The sequence below is a fragment of the Stenotrophomonas sp. YJH_SMC_43 genome (genome assembly GCF_059372535.1).
In genome coordinates this window covers 30,897-50,704 of sequence record NZ_JCAFVQ010000003.1, presented here as the reverse complement: position 1 = coordinate 50,704, position 19,808 = coordinate 30,897, and the positions used below count along the sequence as shown (strand labels likewise).

The following is a 19,808-nucleotide window of genomic DNA, read 5'->3' as shown; positions in this document are numbered from 1 at the left end:
TGTGTGTGGAATCAGCCGATGGGAGGGCGGGAGATCGGCGGCAGCGGCGGCGCCGGACGGCCAGTGGCTGGCATCGGCTGCGGGGCCAGCGACAGTGCTGGGCCGGCCAGGTACGGCAACGGCTGCACCACCAGCAGCGGGTGCTGGGCGCAGCTGCGCACGCAGTCCTTGATCTGGCAGTGGGCGTCGTGGGCGGGGGCCTTGGCCTGCGGGGCCTGGTCGGCCTGCATGGCGGCGTGGTGGTGGCAGTCGGCATCGCCGCCGCCATCAAGGGCGGCTACCGCGTGGGCCATCCGGCCCATTTCCTCGTGACCACTGGCCATGGCCGCGTTCAGCCCGTTGAGCAACAGGCTGAGCATGAGCACGACACGGAGCAGGGTCGAGGCCAGGGACATGGCGTTAATCTAGCTGCAAGTGGGCGCGGATGCACTTCCGGCTGAATGGCCGGTTCAAGGTTGGACCAGCATCAATGTAGAGCCGAGCCTGCGCTCGGCTGCTGTTCGCGCAGAGGCAGCCGAGCGTGGGCTCGGCTCTACAGGGGCCCGCCGCTAGCCTTCTTCGCGAACGATTTCGACCAGGCGTGGGCCGTAGCGGCTCAGCTTGGTGCCGCCGATGCCGCCGACCCGTGCCAGTTCGTCCAGGCTGGTCGGGCGTTGCTCGGCGATGTTGCGCAGGGTACTGTCGTGGAAGATCACGAAGGCCGGCACGTTCTGTTCGCGCGCCAGTTCGGCACGCAGGCCGCGCAGGGCGTTGAACAGGGCCAGATCCTGCGGCAGTACCGACAATCCGGTGCGTTGTGCGCTGCGCTCGCGTCCGCTGGTGCTGCTGGCCGGGTCGCGGCGCATGCTGATCTGGCGGCGGCCGGTCAACACGTCACGGCTGGCATCGGTCAGGCGCAGGCCACCGTGGCCCTCGCTGTCCACTTCCAGCAGGCTGGCGGCGACCAGCTGGCGGAACACGCTGCGCCAGGTGCGTGCATCCAGGTCGCGGCCGATCGCATAGGTACTGAGCTTGTCGTGGCCCTGCTGCTTCACCTTCTCGTTCTCGCTGCCACGCAGGACGTCGATCAGGTGGCCGACGCCGAAACGCTGGCCGCTGCGGTAGACACAGCTCAGCGCCTTCTGCGCTGGAATGGTCGCGTCCCACGAGGCTGGCGGCGTCAGGCAGTTGTCGCAGTTGCCGCAGGGCTGGGGATAGGTCTCGCCAAAACCGGCCAGCAGCACCTGGCGGCGGCACTGCATGGATTCGCAGTAGCCCAGCAGGTGGTCGAGCTTGCCCCGCTCCAGCTGCTTGCGTTCTTCACCGGCCTCGGACTGCTCGATCATCTGCTTGAGCAGCACCACGTCGCCCAGGCCGTAGCACAGCCAGGCTTCGGCGGCTTCGCCATCACGGCCGGCGCGCCCGGTTTCCTGGTAGTAGCCTTCCATCGACTTCGGCAGGTCGGTATGCGCCACGAAGCGCACGTCCGGCTTGTCGATGCCCATGCCGAAGGCGATGGTGGCGCACATCACGATGCCATCCTCGCGCAGGAAACGGCGCTGGTTGTCAGCGCGCACTTCCGGCGGCAGGCCGGCATGGTAGGGCAGGGCGTTGAAGCCCTGGCCGCACAGGAATTCGGCAGTCTCCTCAACCTTGCGCCGCGACATGCAGTAGACGATGCCGGCCTCGCCACGGTGGCCGCGCAGGAAATCGGTCAGCTGCTTGCGGGCATTGTCCTTCTGCACCACGGTGTAGCGGATGTTGGGGCGGTCGAAGGAGCTGACGAAGTGGCGTGCTTCCTGAAGGTCCAGGCGCTCGGCGATCTCGCGCTGGGTCGGCGGGTCGGCGGTGGCGGTCAGCGCGATCCGGGGGATCTGCGGCCAGCGCTCGTGCAGCACGGTCAACTGGCGGTATTCGGGGCGGAAGTCGTGGCCCCATTGCGACACGCAATGGGCTTCGTCGATGGCAAACAGGGCGATCCGGCTGCGCGACAGCAGCGACAGGAAGCGTCCGGTCAGCAGGCGCTCGGGGGCGACATAGAGCATGTCGAGCTCACCGGCGAGCAGTTCGCGTTCGACCCGGGCGGCCGTTTCGGCGTCCAGGGTCGAGTTCAGGAATTCGGCGCGCACGCCGAGCTGGCGCAGGGCTTCGACCTGGTCCTGCATCAAGGCGATCAGCGGCGAGATGACGATGCCACAACCGTCACGCAGCAGGGCGGGCACCTGGTAGCACAGCGACTTGCCGCCACCGGTAGGCATCAGCACCAGGGCATCGTGACCGGCAGCCACATGCTCCACGATGTCCTGCTGGGGACCACGGAAATCGTCGTAACCAAAGACGCGTTGGAGCAGGTCGTGCGCGGGACGGGAAGCCATCGCGCTAGTTTACCCCGGCGGGGGAGTCGGCAGGGCTGCGCCCTGCACCTGCAGAAGCCTTCAAGCCAGAGCAACGTCAAAGGCAGCAGCCGGCTCTGGGGTGTCTGCTGGTTGGGCGGGGCGGTGTGGGCTTGCAGGACACGCCGTAAACCCGTCCTTGGGGGCTCGATGGCGCCATCCATGGCGCCAACGGTCCTGCAAGCCCACACCGACCCGCCCCCGACAGCTTCCCGGTGACGGTTGGGCCATCCACGCCATGCGTGGATCAAAATCCATCGAAATCGAATATTTCGAGATCGAAACGAAAAGAGCCGAGCATGGCTCGGCTCTACAAGGGCAGGCAGACCGCGGAAATCTGTCAAGGGCGGGGTGGGTCCGGTTGTGGGAGTGTCAGCCGCATGGATGCGGCTGCCAAGCCCCCAAGGACGGGTTTACGGCGTCTCCCGCAACCGGACCCACCCCGCCAACCCACAGGAAACCAGCTCTTGCTCTTGCTCTGGTAGTTGCTGTTGCTTCGGCCTCTGCGGGTGCAGGGCGCAGCCCTGCCGAACCACTCCCAACCCTTACTGGAGCAGGGAGCGCAGCATCCAGGCGTACTTCTCGTGGGTCTGCAGCCGCTGGGTCATCAGATCCTCGGTCGGGGCATCGTCACCCTTGGCCGCCACCTCCAGCACTTCACGTGCCGTACGGCAGACCGCTTCGTTGGCGACCACCAACTGGCGTACCATTTCACGCCAGTCCGCACTGTCGGTCAGGCCCGGTTCCTCGGCGATCGAGGTCAGCGCAGCGAATTCCCGGTAGGAGCCCGGGGCATTGAAGCCCAGCGCGCGGATGCGCTCGGCCACATCGTCCAGTGCCGCCCACTGCTCGGTGTACTGCGTCTCGAACATGGTGTGCAGCGAGTTGAACATCGACCCGGTCACGTTCCAGTGGAAGTTGTGCGTCTTCAGGTAGAGCGTGAACGCATCGGCCTGGAAGCGCGACAGACCGTCGGCGATCTTCTTGCGGTCGCCCTGGGTGATCCCGATATCGATGTTCGGCGCCGACGGTGCCGCCGCTGCAAGCTTCTGCTTGCCGGTCTTGGCCTTGGTCGTGCTCTTGGTCTTCGCCATGGGGTTCCTCCTTGTGGAATCGTTGGCCTTCACAATAAACCGGTCGTGATGACTGGTCGCTTTCAAAGTTTTGAACGAACCGATTGATGAACTCTATCGATAAAAATCCATCGCCCCGCCTGCGCCAACAGCGCGCCGCCATCGACGGCGCCATGAGCCGCGACCGGGGCCGTTTGCTGGGGATGCTCTCGCGGTGCCAGGCCAAGCCACAGGATGCGGCACTGGCCGCCACCTTCGAGCAGGCCTTGCAGGCGTCGGTGCAGCGCCGGATGACACGGGCGCAGCAGCAGCCGTCCATTACTCTGGACCCGCAGCTGCCGATTGCGCGTGAAGCCGACGCGATCATCAAGCTGATCCGCGACCATCAGGTCGTGGTGATCGCCGGTGAAACCGGCTCGGGCAAGACCACCCAGCTGCCCAAGCTGTGCCTGGCCGCAGGCCGTGGCCAGGCCGGCATGATCGGCTGCACCCAGCCGCGACGGATTGCCGCACGCGCGGTGGCCAGCCGCGTGGCGCAGGAACTGCAGAGCGAACTGGGCCAGCTGGTCGGCTACCAGGTGCGCTTCAACGACAAGGTCAGCGAAGACAGCCGCATCAAGTTCATGACCGACGGCATCCTGCTGGCGGAGATCGCCAGCGACCGCTGGTTGTCGAACTACGACACGATTATCGTCGACGAGGCGCACGAACGCAGCCTCAACATCGACTTCCTGCTGGGCTACCTGAAGCAGCTGCTGCGCAAGCGCCCGGACCTGAAGCTGATCGTCACCTCGGCCACCATCGACACCGAACGCTTCGCCCAGCACTTCGACAATGCGCCGGTGATCAGCGTGGAAGGCCGCACCTACCCGGTGGAAGTGCGCTACCGCGCGCTGGAAGGCGAGGGCGAACAGGAGGGCGAGCGCACCGTCAACGACGCCATCGTGTCGGCCATCGACGAGATCACCCGCCTGGATGCGCGCGGCGACGTGCTGATCTTCCTGCCGGGCGAGCGCGAGATCCGCGATGCGCACCAGTCGCTGGAACGGCGCAAGTACCGCAACACCGAGGTGCTGCCGCTGTACGCGCGGCTGTCCAACCAGGACCAGGACCGGGTGTTCAACCCCGGCCCGAACCGGCGCATCGTGCTGGCCACCAACGTGGCGGAAACCTCGCTGACGGTGCCGCGCATCCGCTATGTGGTCGATCCGGGCTTCGCCCGCGTCAAGCGCTACAGCCCGCGCAACAAGCTGGACCGCCTGCACATCGAGCCGATCTCGCAGGCCAGCGCCAACCAGCGCAAGGGCCGCTGCGGGCGTATCGCCGAGGGCATCTGCTACCGCCTGTACGCCGAGTCTGATTTCCAGGCGCGGCCGGAGTTCACCGATCCGGAAATCCGCCGCTCCAGCCTGGCCGGGGTGATCCTGCGCATGCTGCAGCTGGGCCTGGGCCGCATCGAGGAATTCCCGTTCCTGGAAGCACCGGACGAGCGCGCGGTAGCCGATGGCTGGCAGCAGCTGACCGAACTGGGCGCGATCGATGCCGAGCGGCGCATGACCACCATCGGCAAGCAGATGGCACGCCTGCCGGTGGACGTGAAGCTGGCGCGCATGCTGGTCGCTGCGCAGGCTGCCGGTTGCCTGCGGCCGATGCTGGTGATCGCCTCGTTCCTGGGCATCCAGGACCCGCGCGAACGCCCGCCCGAAGCACGCGGTGCGGCCGACAGCGCACATGCGCAGTTCGCCGATGGCCGCTCCGAGTTTGTCGGCGTGCTGCGCCTGTGGGATGGCTACCGGCAGGCCCACGAAGACCTGACCCAGTCCAAACTGCGCGACTGGTGTGGCCGTCATTTCCTCGGCTTCCTGCGCATGCGCGAGTGGCGCGAGCTGCATCGCCAGCTTCGCCTGCTGTGCGAAGAACTGGGCTGGAAGGAAGAGGCCAACGAGGCCTCGATGGCACCGTTGCTGGCCGGCAGCAGTGCGCCGGCACCGGCGCGTGACGACGCCGCGGCGGTGAAAGCCACCCGAGGCCAGCTGCACCGTGCCGCGCGCCTGGCCCGCGAAGGCAAGGCCGAGGCCGCACCGATGCCGGTGGCCGTGCGTGCGCAGAAGGAACAGACGCCAGTTGGCGGCGGTTTCAGTGAACGCGTGCGCGCCGCCGCCTACCAGACCCTGCACCGGGCGCTGGTGGCGGGCCTGCCGACGCAGATCGGCCACCGCACCGAGAAGGGCGATTTCCAGGCACCACGCCAGCGCCGCTTCCTGCCGTTCCCCGGTTCGGCGCTGTCCAAGCGGCCGCCGCCGTGGCTGCTGGTGGCCAACCTGCTGGATACGCAGAAGGTGTGGGGCATGACCCTGGCCGCGATCGAGCCGGACTGGGTGATCGCCGAACTGCCGCACCTGCTGCTGCGCAAGCACTTCGATCCGCACTGGTCGCGCGCGCAGGGCCAGGTGCTGGCGTCCGAGCAGATCAGCCTGTTCGGCCTGGTGCTGGCGCCGAAGAAGCCGGTGCACTACGGCCGCATCGAACCGGGCGAAGCGCATGACATCTTCGTGCGTCAGGCGCTGGTGACCGGCGAGATCAACACCCGCGCCAGCTTCGTGGCCGACAACCAGAAAGTGCTGGAGACCGCCCGCGAGGAAGAAGCCAAGCTGCGCCGCGCCGGCATCGTCGCCGACGAGGACTGGCAGGCGCGCTGGTACCTGGACCGGGTGCCGCCGCAGATCCATTCGGCGGCGGGGCTGGATACCTGGTGGAAGGGGCTGGCGCCGGAACAGCGCAAGACCCTGCACTGGTCGCTGGTCGATCTGTTACCGGGTGAGGGCAGTGAACAGGAGCGCTATCCGAAGTACCTGGCCCTGGGCCAGGCGCGCTTGCCGCTGCACTACCGCTTCGAACCGGGTGCCGACGACGATGGCGTGACCCTGGATGTGCCGCTGCATCTGCTCAATGCCCTGGACCCAGTGCAACTGGGTTGGCTGGCGCCGGGTTTCGTCGCCGACAAGGCCTCTGCATTGATCCGCAGCCTGCCCAAGGCGATGCGCCGCAACTACGTGCCGGCGCCGGACTTCGGCCGCGCGTTCTACGAGGCGTTCCCGCAGCCCAGCGCCGATGCCATCACCGGCGAACTGGCGCGTTTCCTGTCGCGCGCAACCGGCGCGACCGTGACCGCGCTCGATTTCGAGCCCGGTTCGATCGAACCGCACCTGCACATGAACCTGCGGCTGCGCGACGAGCAGGGCAAGGTGCTGGCGACCTCGCGCGATCTGGATGCACTGCGCGCCAAATTCGGCGGTCGTGCCGGCGATGCGTTCGCTGCACGCGCCGGCCGCGAGATGGCGGCCGATGGCCTGCGTACGTTCCCGGCCACGCCGATTCCGCTGCAGGTGACCGGTGAAGCGGGCGTGCCGGCGTATCCGGCATTGCTGGACGAGGGCGACAGCGTGGCGCTGCGCATCTTCGCCGACCGCCAGCAGGCGCTGGAGGCCCATCCGCTCGGCGTGCGCCGCCTGCTGGAAATCGCCTTGGCCGAGAAGGTGAAGCAGGCGCGCAAGCAGCTGCCGGTCGGTGCCAAGACCGGCCTGCTGTATGCCGCGATCGAATCGCAGGAGCGCCTGCGCGGCGACCTGGTCGATGCAGCGATGAACGCGGTGCTGGCCGAGGGCCTGGAAGACATCCGCGATGCGGCGACCTTCGAGCAGCGACGCGAGCATGCGGCCAAGGCCCTGTTCGGTGAGGCGATGTCGCGGCTGAAACTGGCCGAAACCATCCTGGGCCTGGTGGCGGAACTGAAGCCGATGCTGGAAGCACCGTTGATGGGCTGGGCGCGCGGCAACCTGGACGACATGGAAGCGCAGCTGGCCGGCCTGATCCATCCCGGCTTCCTGCGCGACACGCCGGCTGACGCGCTGGCGCAGTATCCGCGCTACCTGAAGGCGATGATCCTGCGCACCGAGCGTGCCAAGCGTGATCCGCCACGTGACCAGGCGCGCATGCTGGAACTGCACCCGTTCCTGGAAGCGCTGGAAGTGGGGGAGCAGCAGGGACTGCGCGAGCGCCCGCAATGGCAGGCGCTGCGCTGGGATCTGGAAGAGCTGCGGGTGTCACTGTTCGCGCAGGAGCTGGGGGCACGCACCGGCATCTCGGCGAAGAAGCTGGCGCAGCGGGTGACCGCATTGCGCCAGGCATGACGTCGTTGCTGTAGAGCCGAGCCCATGCTCGGCTCTACAGCAAGGTCACGGCGTTACTTGGTACGGCGCACCTTCGGCTGGGTGTTCACGCCGTCGACCTTCAGGTACCACACGCCCATCACGCCGGGCTTGATGCTGACGGCGGGGGACTGCTTGCGCACACCGGCCAGGGTGCTTGCATCGGTCTGCTCCCATTCCTGGCCGTTGTCCAGCACGTAGACGCGGCCTTTGCCGAAGCCGCGGAATTCGCCCTGCAGCACGCCGACAATCGGCTCGCTGCTGCCGAAATCGAAGAAGCCGCGATTCTTCACGATCACTTCCTGACGGCCTTCCTCGCGTGCCGATTCCCGTACGGCGGCAACCGCCTGGGTGGTGGCGGCTTCGACCTTGCCCTGCAGCCAGCGGTTCAGCGTGGCCAGTTCCTGCGCACTGAGCTTGTCCAGGCCAGCAGCCTTGAACTCGGCCGGTGACATCTGCTGCTGCAGGTCCCCCTCCACCACACGCTGGGCCAGCGCAGGCGCCGACAAGGACAGCAACAGTGCGGCACAGGCCAGCAGCCGTAGGCGGAAACGCGGGGCGATCGAGGACATGTCGGGACTCTCCTGGGTTTGCCCGCGAGTGTAGCGGCATGTCTTCATGCCGGGTGATGGTGGCCGCGGTGATTGTCCCTGAACGGCGCCGGCGCTAGTGTAGAGGCCTCTGTCTTGCCTGCTCGATGCTGTGAACCGCGCTTCCGTCCCCGGCCTGGATGCCTTGTTGAACCGTCCCTCGGCAGCCGTGCTGCCTGCTGCGCTGCGCCAGGCCCTGCGCGGGCACTGGGAAGCGCCGGAATGCGACCACCAGATGCGCGCCAGCTGGTCGGTGCTGGGTGACACCCTCGACGCACTGGCGATGCTCTCCGCCGACGAAGGCGCGGTGGTCGCGGCCCTGCTGTTCGACCTGCCAGGCCTGCGGGCGAGCCTGGAACAGCTGCCGCTGGGCAACCACAAGGCCGCGGTGATCGGCCTGCTGGATGGTCAGGACGCCGCCGACCCGGTGTGGGCGCTGCATGCCGGCCGTGAGGCAGGGCGCAACAGCGAAGGCCTGCGCCGCCTGCTGCTGGCGATCATCCGCGACCTGCGCGTGGTGCCCATCCTGCTGGCCCGGCAGCTGGCGCGGATGCGCGCGGCCGACAAGCTGGATGACGAGCAACGCCGCGCGCTGGCACAGCTGACACGCGACATCCACGCGCCATTGGCCAACCGCCTGGGCATCTGGCAGCTGAAGTGGGAGCTGGAGGACCTGGCGTTCCGCCACCTGGAACCGGAGACCTACCGTCGCATTGCGCGGGAGGTGGACGAAACCCGCATCGCCCGCGAGCGTTACGTCGAGAACGTCAAGAAGGTGCTGTCGCGCGAGCTGGTCGCGCAGGGCATCAAGGCCGAGGTCAGCGGCCGTCCAAAGCACATCTACAGCATCTGGCGGAAGATGCAGAAGAAGCGTCTGGCGTTCGACCAGCTGTATGACATCCGTGCGGTGCGCGTGATGGTCGACGACGTCGCCGCCTGCTATGCCGCGCTGGGCGTGGTGCATGCACTGTGGGCGCCGGTGCCGAGCGAGTTCGACGATTACATCGCCCGGCCCAAGGCCAACGACTATCGCTCGCTGCATACCGCCGTGGTCGGCCCGGAAGGGCGCACCATCGAAGTGCAGATCCGTACCCATGAGATGCACTCGCAGGCCGAGCTGGGCGTGGCCGCGCACTGGAAGTACAAGGAGGGTGGCAAGGGCGCGGAGAAGTCCTTCGACCGCAAGATCACCTGGATGCGCCAGCTGCTGGAGCAGGCGCAGGACGGGCAGGGCAATGAGCTGGCTGGGGCGCTCGATGCCGAGCTGACCGAAGACCGGGTCTATGCACTCAGCCCGAAGGATGAGGTGCTGGATCTGCCGCAGGGCGCCACGCCGCTCGATTTCGCCTACCAGGTGCACACCATGGTGGGCCACCGCTGCCGGGGCGCCAAGGTCAACGGTCGCATCGTGCCGCTGACCTATCGCCTGCGCAGCGGCGACCGCGTCGAGATCCTGACCGGCAAGGAGGCCGACCCCCGCCGCGACTGGCTGATGCCGGCCAACGGCTTCCTGGCCAGCAACCGCTCGCGCGAAAAGGTACGCAGCTGGTTCCACAAGCTGGACCGCGCGCGCAACGTGCAGGCCGGGCGCGAACTGCTAGAGCGCGAGCTGAAGCGTCTGGGCCTGCAGCACTCGGACCTGGCGGTGGCGGCGAAGAAGTTCCATGCCGACAGCGTTGACGATCTCTACATCCAGGTGGCGCTGGGCGATACCGGCCCGAACCAGGTCAGCCGTACCCTGCTGGAAGCCGAACGTGCAGCGAGCCAGCCGGCGCCCGCGCCGACCCTGCCGCGGCCGACCGCGCGCCGCGAGAACCTGGGCAAGTCCAAGTTCACCGTGCAGGGCGTGGGCAACCTGCTGGTGCAGCTGGCACGCTGCTGCCAGCCGGTGGCTGGCGAGCCGATCGTCGGCTACCTGACCCGTAGCCGTGGTGTCACCGTGCATCGTGCAGACTGTGCCGCGCTGGCCCGGCTGGCAGCCACCAGCCCGCAGCGCATCCTGCCGGTGGAGTGGGGCCAGGCCGGCGGCGGCTACGAAGTGGACGTGGTGGTCACTGCGGTCGACCGCCGCTGGCTGCTGAAGGACATCACCAACCTGATCGCCCAGGAAGACGCCTACGTGCTCGACATCCACAGTGACAATGTACGCAACAGTGGCCGTGCCCACCTGCGCCTGCGCCTGAAGGTGAGCGACTACGGCCAGCTGTCGACCCTGCTCGGCAAGCTGGATGCGCTGCCCGGCGTGAGCGAGGCGCGTCGCCTCGGCTGAGCTTCACGCTGCCCCGGCTACCCTGCACGCATGGAACGCGAGCCCCCGCATCGCCCGCATGGCGCTGAACACCCTGCGCTGGACCGCGTCCGCCGTGAAGGCCGTTGGTGGTGGCTGCAGGCACGCCACGCGCGCCGGGTGTGGCGCTGGGCGCTGGTCGCGGCGCTGGCGGTGTTCGTGCTGCTGGTGCTGCTGCGCAAGCCATTGGCCGACTGGTTCTGGGATGAGCCGCAGATCGAACAGTTGCTGGCCGAAGGTGACCGCGCGCTTGCCACCGGCCGGTTGAGCGCGGCCGACGGCAGTGGTGCGCGCGAGCGCTACCAGGCCGTGCTGGCGCTGGATGGTGATCGTCCGCAGGCCCGCGAAGGCCTGGCCCGTACCGGCGCCGCGGCCCTGCAGCAGGCCAGCGAAAAACTGCAGGCCAACGACCTCGAGGGCAGCGCGAAGGCGCTGGCACTGGCCCGGGAGCTGCAGGTGCCGCAGGCCGATGCGGACGCCGTGGCTCGCCAGCTGCAGGCCCGGCGCAGTGCAGGCGCCGGCATCGGTGCACTGCTGGCGCAGGCGCGCAACGCCTTTGCAGCGGGCCGGCTGGACGAAGGTGACAGCAGCGCGCTGCCCCTGTTCCAGCGCATCCTGGCATTGCAGCCGGACAATCTGCCGGCGCTGGAAGGTCGCGAGGACGCACTGAGCGATCTGCTGCAGCAGGCCCGCATCCTGGCCGGGCGCGGCGAGCTGGCCGAGGCAGCGACGATACTGCAGCGTGCGCGCCAGTTCGATGCCGGCCACGCCGATCTGCCCGCAAGCCAGGAAGCATTGGCACAGGCTGTCGACCAGCGCCTGCGCCAGGCCCAGCGCGCCTTGCAGCGGCGGCAGCTGGAATCGGCAGCGAAGGGATTCCTCGCCGTGCTGGCAGTGGCGGTTGATGATTCCAGTGCCCAGCGCGGCCGCGAACAGACCTTGCAGGCGGTGCTGGCGCGCAGCCAGAAGCGGGCCGACGACTTCCAGTTCGAGCCGGCGCAGGCCGATTCCGCGCTGGCGGCGGAACTGGGTGCTTCGCCGGCCGCGCAACAGCAGCTCGCGCAACGCCTGCAGCGCGCACAACAGGCGCAGAAGGCGCTGCAGCAGCCGGCGGTCAGCAACACGCAACGCGAACGCCAACTGCGCGACCACCTGCGCAGGATCGAGCGCGCTGAACGTGCCGGGCAATGGATCAGCCCCCCCGGCCACAGTGCGTTCGACGCGTTGCGCGAAGCGCAGTCACTGGCGCCACGCGATGCACGGGTGAAGGCTGCCGCAGCGCGGCTGCTGCCCGCCAGCCGCCGCTGCTTCGACGACAACCTGCGGCAGAACCGCGTGCAGGCCGCAGGTGCCTGCCTGCAGGCCTGGCAGACCCTGTCGCCGACCGCGGCCGGACTTCCCTCGGCGCGCCTGCGCCTGGCCCAGCGCTGGCTGGCGATCGGCAGCGAACGGCTCGGCAACGGCGACCTGGCTTTCGCGGCGCATGCCGCCGGACAGGCCCGTTTGCTGCAGCCGGACCTGGCCGAGCTGCCAGCATTCGAAGACCGCCTGCGCCGCGCAGGCGGTGAATCGCGGTGACGCTGAAGTTGTTGCGATTCGTGTAGGGTCTACGGGTGGGGTATAGTCCAGTCGCTCCGGCCGCTCCTGTGAACATGTCCAGCGTCACAACCACCGTCTCTGTTGCTTTATGTACCTGGCAGGGGGAGCGCTACATTGCCGCCCAGCTGCGCACCGTCGGTGCGCAGACCGTGCTGCCTACGCAAGTAGTGATAGTCGACGACGCCTCAACTGACGGTACATGGGGTGTTCTCGAACAGGAGGTGGCGACCCTGCATGCGAGGGGTATCGAAGTGGTGCTCCGACGGCAGCAGCAGAACGTCGGATACGTCCGCAATTTCGAAAGCGCATTATTACAGTGCAGCGGCGACATCGTCTTTCTGTGCGATCAGGATGACCTCTGGCGCGAGGACAAGATCGAGACCTTCCTAAGGATCTTCGATGCGCGTCCAGGTTTGCGGCTCCTGCACAGCAACGCGCAGTTGGTCGACGCCGAAGGTGTCCCTCTGCGGGCGACTTTGTTTCAGGCCTTGGCCATTGATCGCCAGGACATCAAGCGTGAGCATCGCGGTGAAGGCTTTGAGGTCCTCCTCGGCCGAAACATTGTAACCGGCGCGGTCACAGCGCTGCGCCGCGATCTGATCGCGGAGGCACTGCCAGTGGCTGATGGCTGGATCCACGACGAATGGTTGGCGATGGTGGCAGCAGCCAGCGGTGGACTGGATTGTATTGAGACCATCACCACCGATTACCGGCAGCACGACAGGAACCAGGTGGGGGCGCACAGGCGGGGGGTGCTTGAGCGTGCATTGGGAAGTGCCGTGGTACGTCGCAACTATTTGATGGCGGCATTGCAGCGCCTCTACTCATTGCAGTCGCGCACGCAGCGGGGACGGCCGCCGCTTGATGCTGTGCAGACCGAGATTCTCGAGCAGCGCCTGAAGCATGCACAGGCACGTGCCGGACTTGCTGTGTCGTTGTTCGCACGTTTGCTGCAGGTCTTCAGGGAAGTGGCCAGTGGCCGCTACCATCGCTTTTCAAATGGCTTGCGGTCCGCAGCCAGTGATCTGATGCCATGAGTCCACTGATATTGCAGAAACCCGACTCCGTGTCTGTCTTCGACACCAAACGTGTCTGCGCCGTGATCGTTACCTACAGGCCCAATCCCGTCTTGCTGCGCAATGTGGTTGACAGCGTGCTGCAGCAGGTAGGGCATCTGGTAGTGTTCGACAATGGCAGCAGTGCTGTTGACGTTGCTGAAATGCTGGGAGATCAAGAGGGGATAAGCGTTTTTGCTTCACCAATCAATGTTGGTCTTGGCAGTGCCTTGAATCGAGCCTATGAGCGTGCGCAGGCGCTGGAATTCGACTATGTGCTGCTGATGGACCAAGACAGCATACTGGCACCGGGAATGGTCGTTCTGCTGGGAAACGCACTGGTTGAATTGGCCCGGGATGAGAGTGTGGCGGCTGTCGGTCCGCAGTTCCGGGATTCGCGCAATGGCATGCTTGCTCCGTTCGTGCGCTTTGGATTCCCGTTCAATTTCAAGCTGCGCGGTGGGCCAGGTCAGCGCATCTCTTGTGATTTCCTCATTACATCCGGTTCGCTGATACCAATGAAGGCCTTGCGGGAGATTGGCGCAATGGACGAATCCTTGTTCATTGACAATCTGGACATGGACTGGTGCTTCCGCGCCAAGCGCAGTGGCCATGCCCTGTATGGCATTTGCGATGCGCAGATGACCCACAGCATCGGCGAGGAACTGCTGCCTTCACGTGCAAAACCCGATGGTGTGATCGTGCACAAGCCCTTCCGGCTTTACTACATCATGCGCAATCGGGTCCTGCTCTATGGGCGTGCCTATACGCCCTGGATTTGGATTGCCCAGGATATGCCGCGGTTGCTGCTGAAGCTGATGGGAAACAGCTTATTCCTAGCCCCTCGCTGGGTTCGGTTAAGGTTCATGCTGAAAGGGTTGTGGGATGGAGTTCGAGGCAAGTCGGGGGCGCTACCCCCGGCAGGTCGCTGAACAGGCGGTTTCGAGAAACTGCCTTGGGGAAATGTGCTGGGGTAGACTCCGCTGACGCCATCGCTATGCTTCTCCCGTGCCCCGACGCTACGATTCCGACGACATCGACGATTTCGACGACGACGACCAGCAGGACAACGGCCCGCTGTGGCGGCGTCGCCTGATCACCTGGAGCATGGCTGCGGTCGCGTTGGGATTGGGTTTCCTCATTCCCTATACGCTGTACCTGAACCAGCAGGTGACCCAGCGTTTCGGTGAACTGCGCTGGCAGATCCCGACGCGTGTCTATGCGCGCCCGCTGGTGCTCACCCCCGGCAAGGCGATGGATGCGTCCACGCTGAAGACCGAGCTGGCCGCCTCCGCCTACCGCGATGACGGCCAGGGCAAGGAGCCGGCCACCTATGCGGTGAACGGCGGGCGCTTCGTCATCTCCAGCCGCGGCTACAACGACGTCGATGGCCGGGTTGCCCCGCGCCGGCTCGAGCTGTCGCTGGCCGATGGTGCGGTCGCCTCGCTGCGTGACGCCGACAACCGCAAGGCGTTGAAGGCCGCACGGTTGGACCCGGCCCGCATCGCCACCCTGTACGGCCAGAAGCAGGAAGAACGCCGCCTGATCCGCATGGACGAGGCGCCGGACCTGCTGGTGACCGGCCTGCAGGCGGTGGAGGACAAGGACTTCAACCGCCATCACGGCATCGACCTGTCGGGCATCGCGCGCGCGGTATGGGTGACCATCCGCTCCGGCGGCCAGAGCCGCCAGGGCGCCTCCACGCTGACCCAGCAGTTGGCCCGCAGCGGCCTGCTCGGCATCGGCAAGGAACAAACGGTCACCCGCAAGTTCAACGAAGTGCTGTACGCGCTGATCATGGAAGCGCGCTACGACAAGCGCACCATCTTCGAGGCCTACCTCAACCAGGTGTACCTGGGCCAGCGTGGCAGCCAGGCGATCCATGGCATGTCGTCCGGTGCCGAGTTCTGGTTCGGCCGCGACCTGCAGTCGCTGGAGACCGAGCAGATCGCGCTGCTGATCGGCCTGGTCAAGGGCCCGTCCTTCTACGACCCGCGGCGCAATCCGGAACGCGCGCTGGATCGCCGCAACTTCGTGCTGGGCAAACTGCACGAGGCCACGCTGATCGATGACGCCGAGTACCAACGTGCGTTGAAGGCCCCGCTGGGCGTGCCCAAGACGCCGGGCCTGGTTGCCGCCAACCGCTTCCCGGCCTATGTCGATCTGGTCCGCCGCCAGCTGGGCCATGACTATCCGGAATCGGCGCTGCAGGGCGCGGGCCTGAGCGTGATGACCGGCATGTCGCCGTCCGCGCAGGCCTATGCCGAAGGCGCGGTGACCCGCACCATCAAGTCGCTGGAAAGCAAGCGCCGCCCCGAACTGCAGGCCGGCATGGTGCTGACCGACGTGCACAACGGTGACGTGCTGGCGGTCATCGGCAGCCGTGAGGTGTCCGAGGTTGGCTTCAATCGAGCGATCGAAGCACAGCGCCCGGTCGGTTCGCTGCTCAAGCCGTTCGTCTACCTGCTGGCCTTGGCACAGCCGGACCGCTACTCGCTGGCCAGCTGGGTCGATGACTCGCCGGTGACGGTGCAGCTCGGCCGCGGCCGCAACTGGAGTCCCGGCAACGCGGACAACCGCAGCCACGGCACGGTGCGCCTGATCGACGCACTGGCGCATTCCTACAACCAGGCCACGGTGCGCGTGGGCATGCAGGTCGGCCCGGAGCGCGTGACCCAGCTGATCCATGTCCTGGCCGGCATCAAGGCCGACGCCAACCCGGCGGTAATCCTCGGCTCGACCGACCAGAGCCCGTACGCGATGGCGCAGCTGTACCAGTTCCTGGCGTCCGGCGGCGAGATCCAGCCGCTGCACGCGGTGCGTGGCGTGCTCGATCCGCAGGGCAAGCTGCTCAAGCGTTACGACAAGACCCCGGCACCGGCGCAGGAGGGCGACTCGATTGCCGCCAACCTGATCAGTGTCGGCCTGCAGCAGGTGGTTGCCAGCGGCACCGCGCAGCGGCTCAACGCTGATGGCCTCGGCCGCCTGCAGCCGGCCGGCAAGACCGGTACCACCAATGATGGTCGCGACAGCTGGTACGCCGGTTACACCGGCGATCATCTGGCGGTGATCTGGATCGGCAACGACCAGAACGAGCAGGCCGGCCTGTACGGTGCCACCGGCGCGATGCGGGTCTGGTCGGGTATCTTCCAGCGCCTGCCGAGTGCTCCGCTGCGGGTCAGCAACAAGGGCCTGGACTGGCAGTCGGTGGCGCCCACCGGACTCAACAGCACGGATGAAGGCTGCCCGGGCGCGCGTCGTTTCCCGTTCGTGGTGGGCTATGCACCGGCCTATGCACCGTGCGCGCCGGCAGTGTCGCCGGACGCGCAGGGTGCTGAAGGCGAGGGCGGTGGCTGGCGCAGCTGGTTCGGCCTGGACCGCAAGCCGGAAGCGCCTGCCGAACCTGCCGCGGCGCCCGCCGCCGCCACTCCTCCCCCGAGCCGATGATGCCGATGAACATGCGATCCCTGCTGCAGCCCCTGGCCCTGACCGGCCTCAGCCTGGCCCTGGCCGCCTGCGTGACCAGCGCGCCGCCGGTGGTCACGCCGGTCGATACCACTACGCCGGCACAGCGCCTGGCCGCGGTGGATGCGGCCGCAGGTCCGGACGACAAGGAGCTGTCGGTGCAGCCGCTGCGTGATTCGCAGGTGGAAGACCTGCGGGTGACCGCGCAGGCGCAACGCCAGGCGAACGACCTGGCCGGTGCCGCCAGCAGCCTGGACCACGCGCTGGAAATCGTCGCCGGCGACCCGGCGGTACTGCAGGAACGTGCCGAACTGGCACTGCTGCAGGGGCAGTGGGCGCAGGCGGAGACGTTCGCGCGCAAGGCGGTGGATCTGGGCTCGAAGACGGGGCCGCTGTGCCGGCGGCACTGGGCGACGATCGAGCAGTCGCGCCTGGCGCGGGGCGAGAAGGAAAATGCGGTGTCGGCGCATGCGCAGCTGGAAGGCTGCACCGTGCCTGGGATCAAGCGGTACTGAATTTCCAGCCAACGGCGCAGCCCCTCGTGGCTGGCCGCAAAATGCGGGTCATGTGATTGGGCCGGGCGGGTGGGCTGCGCAGGGGGCGCTGCAAGTACGTCCATGTAAGCTCGGTCGCCGCATCCATGCGGCTCACGCCCCTGCGCAGCCCACCCGCCCGGCCCCTGACAGTTTCCGTGTGCGTCCAGCCACGGAAAAGAAAAAAACAGATCAAAAGCGGGTCGCGCGCTGCGCGCACTCGCCGTGGGGTCGGAGCCGTTTTCCGCAGGAAAACGGCTCCGACCCCTTCTTGTTTCCGTTCGACCCACCGCTTCTGAATCCAGTCGAGCAAGCGCGACGCCACGAAGCACGTCCATCCGTCACCGGGAAACTGTCGAAGGCGGGTCGGGAGGGGCAGGCAGGACCGTTGGCGCCATGGATGGCGCCATCGAGCCCCCAGGATGGGTTTACGGCGTGTCCTGCCTGCCCCTCCCGACCCGCCCAGCATGTAGAAACCCAGAGTCATGAACCAAGCTGTTGCCGTTGCTTTTGCGGGTGCTCTGGCTTGAAACGGGTGCCGGGCAGCGCCCGGCCGGGTATCCTCTCCCTCTGATGTCCGACCTTGTCCATGCCAGCCGCGAAGCCCTCAGCGACGGCGGCGCGCTCGCCTCGCACCTGGATGCATTCGTCCCGCGTCCGGCACAGCTGCACCTGACCGAAGCCATCGCCGATGCGCTGCAGCAGCGTGATCTGCTGCTGGCCGAGGCCGGTACCGGCACCGGCAAGACGTTCGCCTACCTGGTGCCGGTGCTGCTGTCCGGGTTGCGCACCATCATCTCCACCGGTACCCGCGCGCTGCAGGACCAGCTCTACCACCGCGATCTGCCACGGGTGCGCCAGGCGCTCGGTGTTGGCCTGCGCAGTGCGCTGCTGAAGGGACGCGCGAACTACCTGTGCCGCTATCGCCTGCAGCAGGCGCGTGGCGAGCCGCGTTTTTCCAGCCCCGAACAGGCTGCGCAGTTCCAGCGGATCCTGGCCTGGTCCGGTCGTTCGGAGTTCGGTGACATCGCCGAACTGGAAGGCCTGGCCGATGATTCGCCGCTGCTGCCGATGGTCACCTCCACTGTCGACAACTGCCTGGGGACCGACTGCCCGTTCTGGGATGACTGCTTCGTGGTGCGCGCGCGGCAACGCGCGCAGGCCGCCGATGTGGTGGTGGTCAACCACCATCTGCTGTTGGCCGACCTGGCACTGAAGCAGGACGGCTTTGGCGAGTTGTTACCTGGGGCGCAGGCCTTCGTCATCGACGAGGCGCACCAGTTGCCCGAGTTGGCCGCGCAGTTCTTCGGCGAAGGTTTTGGCATGCGTCCGTGGCAGGAACTGGGCCGCGACTGCCTGGCCGAAGCGCGCGGCGTCGGGGGCGCGCAGTCGGCGCTGCAGGAACCGGTCGACCAGTTGCAGCAGGCGCTGTTGGCGCTGCGCTCGGCAATGGAAGGGCTGCCAGCGCGTGGCACGCAATGGCGTGCACTGGCGATGCCGCAGGTGCGTGATGGCTTCGATACGGTGATGGCTGGCCTGGTGACGCTGGAGCAGGCGCTGCAGCCGCTGCGCGAAGCGGCTGCCGGCCTCGATGCCTGCCATGCGCGTGCGCGCGAGGCGGTCTCGCGGCTCAGTCGCTGGCTGGGCGATGACGAACCCACCCTCGATTTCGATATCGATCCGGCGGAGACCGCCAGCGCCGCCGATGTGCTCTGGTACGAGCTTACGCCGCGTGGTTTCCGCTGCCAGCGCACGCCGATGGATGTGTCCGGTCCATTGCGCGAGCATCGCGAACGCAGTCGCGCCGCATGGATCTTTACCTCGGCGACACTGACCGTGGGCGGTGGTTTCGATCACATCGCCACCCGCCTGGGCCTGGACGATCCACATACGCTGGTCCAGCCAAGCCCCTTCAATTGGCCCGAGCAGGCGTTGTGCTATCTGCCCGAGGGCCTGCCTGATCCGGCCGCGCGTGGTTTCGGAACCGCGCTGATCCAGACCCTGCGGCCGGTGCTGCAGGCCTCGCAGGGCAGGGCGTTCCTGTTGTTCGCCTCGCACCGTGCATTGCGCGAGGCCGCCGAGGCACTGCGTGATGGGCCATGGCCGTTGTTCGTGCAGGGCGAGGCGCCGCGTGCGACGCTGCTGCAGCGCTTCCGCGAATCGGGCAATGGCGTGCTGCTGGGCTCGGCCAGTTTCCGCGAGGGCGTGGACGTGGTGGGTGAGGCGCTGAGCGTGGTGATGATCGACAAGCTGCCGTTCGCGGCACCGGACGATCCGGTGTACGAGGCGCGTCTGGAGGCGATCCGCAGCCAGGGCGGCAACCCGTTCCGCGATGAGCAGCTGCCACAGGCGGTGATTGCGCTGAAACAGGGCGTCGGCCGCCTGATCCGCAGCGAGAGCGACCGTGGCGTGCTGGTGTTGTGCGACCCGCGCCTGCTCAACCGCGGCTACGGCCGGGTCTTCCTCGATTCGCTGCCGCCGTTCCGCCGTACCCGCAACCTGACCGATGTGCAGGCCTTCTTTACGCCACAATGGGCGCCCGTGGCCGATGATGCGGCTGCCCGGGCCGCTGTTGCGACCGGCCCCGAGCCGGCGCCCGGTGCCACGTTCCCCCTGTTCTGACCCG

General features: G+C 67.2%; 12 protein-coding genes. 8 read left to right on the top strand and 4 right to left on the bottom strand.

All coding sequences use genetic code 11. From position 1 onward, the window contains the following. Window positions 1–11: 11 nt before the first annotated feature. The 3 genes from AC5QAH_RS12445 to AC5QAH_RS12435 all read right to left on the bottom strand — a co-directional run bounded on the left by AC5QAH_RS12445 (window position 12) and on the right by AC5QAH_RS12435 (window position 3,466). Entirely contained in the window at window positions 12–395 is a 384-nt protein-coding gene (locus AC5QAH_RS12445) for a CopL family metal-binding regulatory protein (RefSeq protein WP_010481710.1), read from the bottom strand. A gap of 153 nt (window positions 396–548) precedes the next feature. After that, window positions 549–2,354, bottom strand: coding sequence for a DNA helicase RecQ (gene recQ, locus AC5QAH_RS12440; RefSeq protein WP_049453779.1), 1,806 nt, complete (start codon window positions 2,352–2,354; stop codon window positions 549–551). 563 nt (window positions 2,355–2,917) lie between these two features. Continuing rightward, the gene (locus AC5QAH_RS12435; protein ID WP_005410730.1) at window positions 2,918–3,466 is read right to left on the bottom strand and encodes a Dps family protein; all 549 of its coding nucleotides are present in this window, start codon (window positions 3,464–3,466) and stop codon (window positions 2,918–2,920) included. An 86-nt stretch (window positions 3,467–3,552) separates the two neighbouring features. On the opposite strand from AC5QAH_RS12435, the gene hrpA reads away from it, so the two are divergent. Then, window positions 3,553–7,635: an ATP-dependent RNA helicase HrpA gene (hrpA, locus tag AC5QAH_RS12430; RefSeq protein WP_049454818.1), complete on the top strand. Its 4,083-nt coding sequence runs from the start codon at window positions 3,553–3,555 to the stop codon at window positions 7,633–7,635. A 53-nt stretch (window positions 7,636–7,688) separates the two neighbouring features. Here hrpA and AC5QAH_RS12425 read toward each other — a convergent pair whose 3' ends face one another. After that, a complete protein-coding gene (locus AC5QAH_RS12425) occupies window positions 7,689–8,225 on the bottom strand; it encodes a hypothetical protein (RefSeq protein ID WP_010481716.1) in 537 nt (178 codons plus the stop codon). Between the two features lie 130 nt (window positions 8,226–8,355). Here AC5QAH_RS12425 and AC5QAH_RS12420 point away from each other — a divergent pair, with 130 nt between their 5' ends. The 7 genes from AC5QAH_RS12420 to yoaA all read left to right on the top strand — a co-directional run bounded on the left by AC5QAH_RS12420 (window position 8,356) and on the right by yoaA (window position 19,804). Next, window positions 8,356–10,512 carry a RelA/SpoT family protein gene (locus AC5QAH_RS12420; RefSeq protein WP_043399224.1) on the top strand — a complete coding sequence of 719 codons (2,157 nt, stop codon included), beginning with the start codon at window positions 8,356–8,358 and terminating at the stop codon, window positions 10,510–10,512. A 30-nt stretch (window positions 10,513–10,542) separates the two neighbouring features. Further along, on the top strand, window positions 10,543–12,108 hold the full coding sequence (locus tag AC5QAH_RS12415) for a hypothetical protein (RefSeq protein WP_049454816.1): 1,566 nt from the start codon (window positions 10,543–10,545) through the stop codon (window positions 12,106–12,108). A gap of 74 nt (window positions 12,109–12,182) precedes the next feature. Beyond that, entirely contained in the window at window positions 12,183–13,166 is a 984-nt protein-coding gene (locus AC5QAH_RS12410; protein WP_049454814.1) for a glycosyltransferase family 2 protein, read from the top strand. A gap of 29 nt (window positions 13,167–13,195) precedes the next feature. Then, entirely contained in the window at window positions 13,196–14,116 is a 921-nt protein-coding gene (locus AC5QAH_RS12405; protein ID WP_224328387.1) for a glycosyltransferase family 2 protein, read from the top strand. Between the two features lie 76 nt (window positions 14,117–14,192). Then, window positions 14,193–16,631 carry a penicillin-binding protein 1B gene (gene mrcB, locus AC5QAH_RS12400; RefSeq protein ID WP_049454809.1) on the top strand — a complete coding sequence of 813 codons (2,439 nt, stop codon included), beginning with the start codon at window positions 14,193–14,195 and terminating at the stop codon, window positions 16,629–16,631. Next, window positions 16,628–17,164: a hypothetical protein gene (locus AC5QAH_RS12395; protein WP_029379774.1), complete on the top strand. Its 537-nt coding sequence runs from the start codon at window positions 16,628–16,630 to the stop codon at window positions 17,162–17,164. Before mrcB ends, AC5QAH_RS12395 begins: the two co-directional genes overlap by 4 nt. Before the next feature lie 591 nt (window positions 17,165–17,755). After that, the gene (gene yoaA, locus AC5QAH_RS12390; RefSeq protein ID WP_049452718.1) at window positions 17,756–19,804 is read left to right on the top strand and encodes a DNA repair helicase YoaA; all 2,049 of its coding nucleotides are present in this window, start codon (window positions 17,756–17,758) and stop codon (window positions 19,802–19,804) included. Window positions 19,805–19,808: the final 4 nt, after the last annotated feature.

Excerpts from the sequence above, each read along its gene's own strand:
- AC5QAH_RS12445 (WP_010481710.1), bottom strand. The coding sequence starts at position 395 with ATGTCCCTGGCCTCGACCCTGCTCCGTGTCGTGCTCATGCTCAGCCTG.
- recQ (WP_049453779.1), bottom strand. The coding sequence starts at position 2,354 with ATGGCTTCCCGTCCCGCGCACGACCTGCTCCAACGCGTCTTTGGTTAC.
- AC5QAH_RS12435 (WP_005410730.1), bottom strand. The coding sequence starts at position 3,466 with ATGGCGAAGACCAAGAGCACGACCAAGGCCAAGACCGGCAAGCAGAAG.
- hrpA (WP_049454818.1), top strand. The coding sequence starts at position 3,553 with ATGAACTCTATCGATAAAAATCCATCGCCCCGCCTGCGCCAACAGCGC.
- AC5QAH_RS12425 (WP_010481716.1), bottom strand. The coding sequence starts at position 8,225 with ATGTCCTCGATCGCCCCGCGTTTCCGCCTACGGCTGCTGGCCTGTGCC.
- AC5QAH_RS12415 (WP_049454816.1), top strand. The coding sequence starts at position 10,543 with ATGGAACGCGAGCCCCCGCATCGCCCGCATGGCGCTGAACACCCTGCG.
- AC5QAH_RS12410 (WP_049454814.1), top strand. The coding sequence starts at position 12,183 with ATGTCCAGCGTCACAACCACCGTCTCTGTTGCTTTATGTACCTGGCAG.
- AC5QAH_RS12395 (WP_029379774.1), top strand. The coding sequence starts at position 16,628 with ATGATGCCGATGAACATGCGATCCCTGCTGCAGCCCCTGGCCCTGACC.
- yoaA (WP_049452718.1), top strand. The coding sequence starts at position 17,756 with ATGTCCGACCTTGTCCATGCCAGCCGCGAAGCCCTCAGCGACGGCGGC.